This window comes from Oleiphilus sp. HI0061 (genome assembly GCF_001635675.1).
In genome coordinates this window covers 1-5462 of the sequence record NZ_LWFE01001109.1, presented here as the reverse complement: position 1 = coordinate 5462, position 5462 = coordinate 1, and the positions used below count along the sequence as shown (strand labels likewise).

The following is a 5462-nucleotide window of genomic DNA, read 5'->3' as shown; positions in this document are numbered from 1 at the left end:
TTCCGCCCCTCTTGCTAGTGCGATCTTTGCTTCTTCTGAAAGTGCACCGAAGCTCATATCTGAAACAAATAGTGGGATATCTAATACCAAAGGCTTTTTGGCTTTCGGTCCGATGATCAACTCCGTCCCTACTTTTTCATCTTCCAACAAAGGCTTCGTTGCCATCTGGGCGGTCATGATTTGAATATCATCCCATTCTGGAAGTTGCGTACGGGGTACTCCCATCGCTACCATTTCACCATGGCCACCGGTTTTCTCTAAACCGTCTTGTGCCAAAGCTTTAACCTCTGCCAAGCTTGGCTCTTCGGCGACTTCTTCAGTACCCGTTGGTATAGAGGAGGCTTGCGCAGCACTTGCCCCAGGTTTCGGTAAGTTCTTATGGCTACCATCACAATAAGGCGGGTTCTTGCTATGTTTACACATACACAACCAGGCATCCTGATCTTCATCGACCTTAAATACCTTGGGTTTAAATGAGGTGGAGCGGTGACTACCATCACAGAATGGCTGATTCTTACTCAAGCCACAAGAGCACCAAGCATAGCTTTCACCCGACTTTAATTCGGCTTTGATTGGCTTTCGACCCGCTATATTCGGACTGTTATCTGAGGTTTGAGAGCCGCTAGGAGCAAGCTCAACAACCTGGGCTACAGTGTTATCCTGCTTTATCTCGGCACCTGTCTTTCTTGTCAAAACATTTGCATCAGTGTGATCAAAGGTCTTGCCGTAGATATCCAGCACTGTGGTTTCGGAGTAGCTTAAGGTATCACCTTCAATGGTGACTTCATGACGAAAGGCGATCGTGCGAGCGTTTTTTTGCATAAACGGTGACTGAACAATTCCCCAGTCAGCATCGCCATCTTTGGCTTGTACGAATAGCTTAATTTTTCCCGGTGTACCTGCATTCGAGTCATAGGATCCGCCAGCAAGAAGGCCAACCGCTCTAGGGATTTGTAGCGAGTGCATAACAATTTTCTGTTCAGCGTCCCACATCCAATAGCCAAGCTCATCATGGAAGATCTCGCCATTGCTTTGACGCCGTACAACCTGATGGTAGCGAACAATCGCCAGCGTCTGCTGCTTGGCATTTTCAACATCCCCTACTCGTTCGACAACAATACGTTCAAAGTAAGGGCTATCTTCTTTTTGACTTCCTGGCAAAGGCGCGACATCCAAACCTTTATCACCTTCCCAGGTACCAATCATCGCTTCCAACGGGCCAAAATCGACGCTTTCCTCGCTCATATCATCCTCTCATTTTTGATAGTTTTATAAACAGATAAGCCTTCTAAATGTAGTCAACAAAGCTCAAAAAACAACCATCAAGAATGAATCATAAGGTACAATTGGCTAAGCCCGACTAAACAACTGGATTCTCAGCAATGAATACCTATATCCCTATTATTCTTATCATCGTAATCGCCGTATTAATTTTTAAAAGCATGAGCAAACCCGACCCGGCTGCAGAGCAGTGTGCAAAGGATATTATTCAGCTATTAAAGAAAAACCAGGGAGCCAGTGCTGAGGAGATTGCAAAAGTGCTTAAAGCACATAACCGAACTGTGGAAGATGCAGAGAAGGTAACGGTCATCGTCAAAACCAGGCTAGTGCAAGCTCATATCAGGAAAGAGGATCATAATGATGTCATGTTGAGAGTGCGCCAAGCGAAGCAATTACTAGCGACACCCTAAGCCTGCAGTTTAAAATTTCTCACACCAAGCGACGAGATCCCTATGTTTTTTAAGCCCGAAAAAGCCAAAATGATCAAACCCGAAAACGCCTTACCAGGGCGCGATCAGGCAATTAGCATTAGCGCCACCCATACCGTCACTGGCAATTCAATGCTGCCCCCCTTTCCTTCTGGAATTAAACAAGCAATGTTTGGCATGGGCTGTTTTTGGGGCGCCGAACGAAAGTTTTGGTCACTGGCAGGAGTTTATTCTACGGCGGTAGGCTATAGCGCGGGCTTTACGCCCAACCCAAGCTACCAAGAAGTTTGCTCAGGATCGACAGGCCATAATGAAGTGGTATTAGTCGCTTATGATCCGTCCCAAGTATCATACTCAGACTTACTAAAAACATTTTGGGAGGCGCATAACCCAACACAAGGCATGCGCCAAGGTAACGACCAGGGAACACAATACCGTTCAGGCATTTACACCTTCAATGACGAACAAAGCAAACTTGCTAATGAAAGCCTACAACAATACCAAGTAGCGCTAACAGCGCGGGGGTTTAGCGAAATCACTACCGAGATTAAACAAGCCTCTGAGTTTTACTATGCTGAAGAATATCACCAGCAATACCTTGATAAGAATCCCGACGGCTACTGTGGCTTAGGTGGCTGTGGGGTCGAGCTGTTCTAGTAATGCGGTAAAGCCCCTGGAAAAAACACTGTCCGCACCTAAGGAGATCTATTACTATAAGCGAAACTAAATAGAGGCTTGATCAATGAACTATTCAAAACTTGGTAGCAGCGGCATTAATGTTTCACGAGTATGCCTGGGCTCGATGACCTGGGGCACACAAAATACTCAGCGCGATGCCAGTGAGCAAATCGACTTCGCCTTGGCGCAAGGCGTGAACTTCATTGATACAGCAGAGATGTATGCAGTGCCACCTTCAGCCGATACCTATGGCAAAACAGAAAAGATGATAGGTAACTGGCTGGCAGCTAATTCGAGTAAACGAGGTGACATTATTCTGGCCTCAAAGATTGCAGGAAATGGCCTACCTTGGATACGCGGGGGTGGTGACATCACGGGTGAGTCGATTATCACCTCAGTAGACGCATCCTTAAAGCGCCTTAAGACCGACTACATCGACCTCTACCAACTCCATTGGCCCAATCGTACCTCGCCTCACTTCGCCAAACATTTCCCTGGTCGAATTTCTTTTACCGATGTAGACCGTCAGGCACACTCCGATCAAATGCTAGAAATTCTTCAGGCTTTAAATGACTGCATCAAAGCCGGGAAAATTAGACATTGCGGTTTATCAGACGACACACCTTGGGGGATCAATGAGTACTTACGTTTAGCTGAAAAGCACTCGCTTCCCAAGATGGTATCAATACAAAATGAGTTTAATCTACTACATACCAAAGACTGGCCTTACCTGATTGAAAACTGTGTTCACCAGGATGTCGCTTACCTTCCCTGGTCTCCGCTTGGTGGCGGCGTATTAAGCGGTAAATATCTAAATGGAGAAAGGCCTGATGGTAGTCGCTGGAGCATTCCACAACGCAATGGTATTTTACGGGACAAGCCAAATGTCGAGACGGCTGTCAGTGCCTATGCCTCGATTGCTAAGCAACTCGATATCACGCCGGCACAATTGGCATTAGCCTGGTGTAATCAGGTCGATGGTGTCACATCAACAATTATTGGCGCCACCAGTTTGCAGCAGCTGGAAGAAGATATCGAAGCCTTTAAAGTTGAGTTATCCAAAGATGACCTGAAGGCTATTTTCAAAGTACTTAGGGAATACCCTTTGCCTTTCTAGCACAAAAAAGCTCTATAAACCCTGAGAAAAGGCGAGCTCTACACTTAGCCCGCCTAATTCAGAATCAGATAATCTTAGCGTCCCGCCGTAGCTCTCGACAATATCATTTACTACAGCTAAACCTATTCCTTGGCCGGGAATCGTAGTGTCCGCGCGCTGGCCTCGTCTGACGAGCTTTGCCTGCTCAGCTTCACTTATCCCCGGGCCATCATCTTCAATGGTGATCCGTAAGGTATTGTCATGGGCCCTTGCATGAACATTAACCTGCGCCTTTCCGTATTTAAAAGCATTATCGATCAAGTTGCCTAAGAGCTCTATCAGGTCACCTTCATCTCCCCTAAAGACTGCGTCGCCGGAGATATCACAAGCCAAAGTCATCGACTTATCATGATAGACCTTGCCCATGGCTGCACAGATTTTATCGCACAAGGGTTTGACTACTACGGCCTTATTAAACGGGGCTGCCACACCCCCAACGGCGCGTGTTAGCTGGTAGGAAAGTATTTTATCGATGCGCTCATTCTGCTCCTCAATATCCTGGAGCCATGAGGTATTGCGCATATCATCAGGTAGGGAGTTTCCCGCCTGATTCAAGGCGCTGCTAATAATGGCAGAAGGGTTTTTAATGCTATGTGCCAGGTCCGCTAAGGTATTCCGATAGCGTTCTCGCTGATGAGCTTCGTGGGAAATAAGACGATTAATACTATCCGTCATCTCCTGAAGCTCTAAGGGATAATTGCCTTTCAGCGAATCCGACTCACCTTTCTGAATCACACTCAAGTCATGACTTAAAGCAGCAATAGGGCGAAGCCCCCACTTCAGTATCATGAACTGAAGTGCAATGAGTGCCAGCGCTACCGCACTCAACCAAAACCAAAGCGAGGCTCTGTACTCCTCCATTGCTTGGCGATAAGCATCTTGCGTTTCCAAGACAACAAAACGGAAAGGTAAAACACGCTCACCATCTTCCCACTCAACTAAATAATGTAGGTGGAAAAAAGGCACGTCACTAATAGGTAAACGAAGGAATTTTGGGTCTCCCAGGCTTAGCTCACTTACATCATACTCAACCGTGTCCAAGCGTCCTTGAGCGGAGAGAGACTTCCACAAGAGAGCGTTATCTTGATGATTAAAAGCAAAAGCATAGTGATTAGAAAAAGCTTGGTTCAAACGATCATCAGTCACCAGTTCAGGCAACCAAAGCGATTGGGATTCCAGTTCGGCCGATGCAATCAAAGCATAAGCCTGTGTCGTCATTTTTTGATGCTGGGCTTCCAGCAAGCTAGCAGAATAAGCGCGCTCAAGCACCCAAGCCAAGGCACCACAAATAAGGGGTAGCAATAAGACTGAAGCCAACGCCAAGCGCCCTTGTATACTTGTCAGCAGCCAGTTTTTCATCAAGCAAGTCTTCATCAACACTTACTCTGAAGGGTGAAGGAAGCGATAACCCTGCCCTCGCACAGTTTTGATTAAGGAAAGCTTACAAGCCGTTTCAAGTTTCTTTCGAAGACGGCCAACCAAGACCTCTATCACGTTGCTATCCCGGTCGTAGTCTTGCTCATAAAGGTGCTCGGTCAACTCAGCCTTCGAGACTGGTCGCTCAGAATTTAGCAAAAGGTACTCTAGAATATTGAACTCAAAAGCAGTTAAGTCAATCGCGCTATCATTTACTGTGGCTTGCTTGGCCGATAGGTCTATTGTCAGAGTCTCAAACTTTAGCACTGAAGAGGCTTGGCCGCCAAAACGTCTGAGCAAGGCTTTAATACGTTCAAATAACTCTTCGACATGAAAAGGCTTCACCAGGTAGTCATCTGCACCAGCATCCATGCCTTCAACTTTATCTTGCCAATTTCCGCGAGCAGTCAGTATCAATATATGGAAGTCCCTCCCCGCTTTTCGCCAACGACGAATCACTTCAACGCCTTCAATTTTTGGCAAACCTAAGTCCACAACCGCCA

Annotated in this window: 6 protein-coding genes; 3 read left to right on the top strand and 3 right to left on the bottom strand. The window is 46.6% G+C overall.

Going from position 1 to position 5462, the window contains the following annotated elements; translation table 11 throughout:
* On the bottom strand, nt 1-1245 hold a 1245-nt coding region (locus A3735_RS31055; protein ID WP_197485912.1), incomplete at its 3' end, for a CDGSH iron-sulfur domain-containing protein.
* A gap of 137 nt (nt 1246-1382) precedes the next feature.
* Here A3735_RS31055 and A3735_RS16110 point away from each other — a divergent pair.
* The 3 genes from A3735_RS16110 (at nt 1383) to A3735_RS16100 (ending at nt 3504) form a co-directional block, all read left to right on the top strand.
* On the top strand, nt 1383-1691 hold the full coding sequence (locus tag A3735_RS16110; RefSeq protein WP_068513352.1) for a hypothetical protein: 309 nt from the start codon (nt 1383-1385) through the stop codon (nt 1689-1691).
* A 42-nt stretch (nt 1692-1733) separates the two neighbouring features.
* Nucleotides 1734-2366, top strand: a complete 633-nt coding sequence (gene msrA / locus A3735_RS16105; protein WP_082865364.1) for a peptide-methionine (S)-S-oxide reductase MsrA — start codon at nt 1734-1736, stop codon at nt 2364-2366.
* An 85-nt stretch (nt 2367-2451) separates the two neighbouring features.
* Nucleotides 2452-3504 (top strand): aldo/keto reductase, encoded by a 1053-nt coding sequence (locus A3735_RS16100; RefSeq protein WP_068513358.1) that lies wholly within the window; start codon nt 2452-2454, stop codon nt 3502-3504.
* 12 nt (nt 3505-3516) lie between these two features.
* Here A3735_RS16100 and A3735_RS16095 read toward each other — a convergent pair whose 3' ends face one another.
* Complete coding sequence (locus A3735_RS16095) at nt 3517-4902, bottom strand: ATP-binding protein (RefSeq protein WP_197470236.1); 1386 nt, start codon at nt 4900-4902, stop codon at nt 3517-3519.
* Between the two features lie 21 nt (nt 4903-4923).
* The coding region (locus tag A3735_RS16090) for a response regulator transcription factor (RefSeq protein ID WP_068638284.1) at nt 4924-5462 on the bottom strand (539 nt) is incomplete at its 5' end.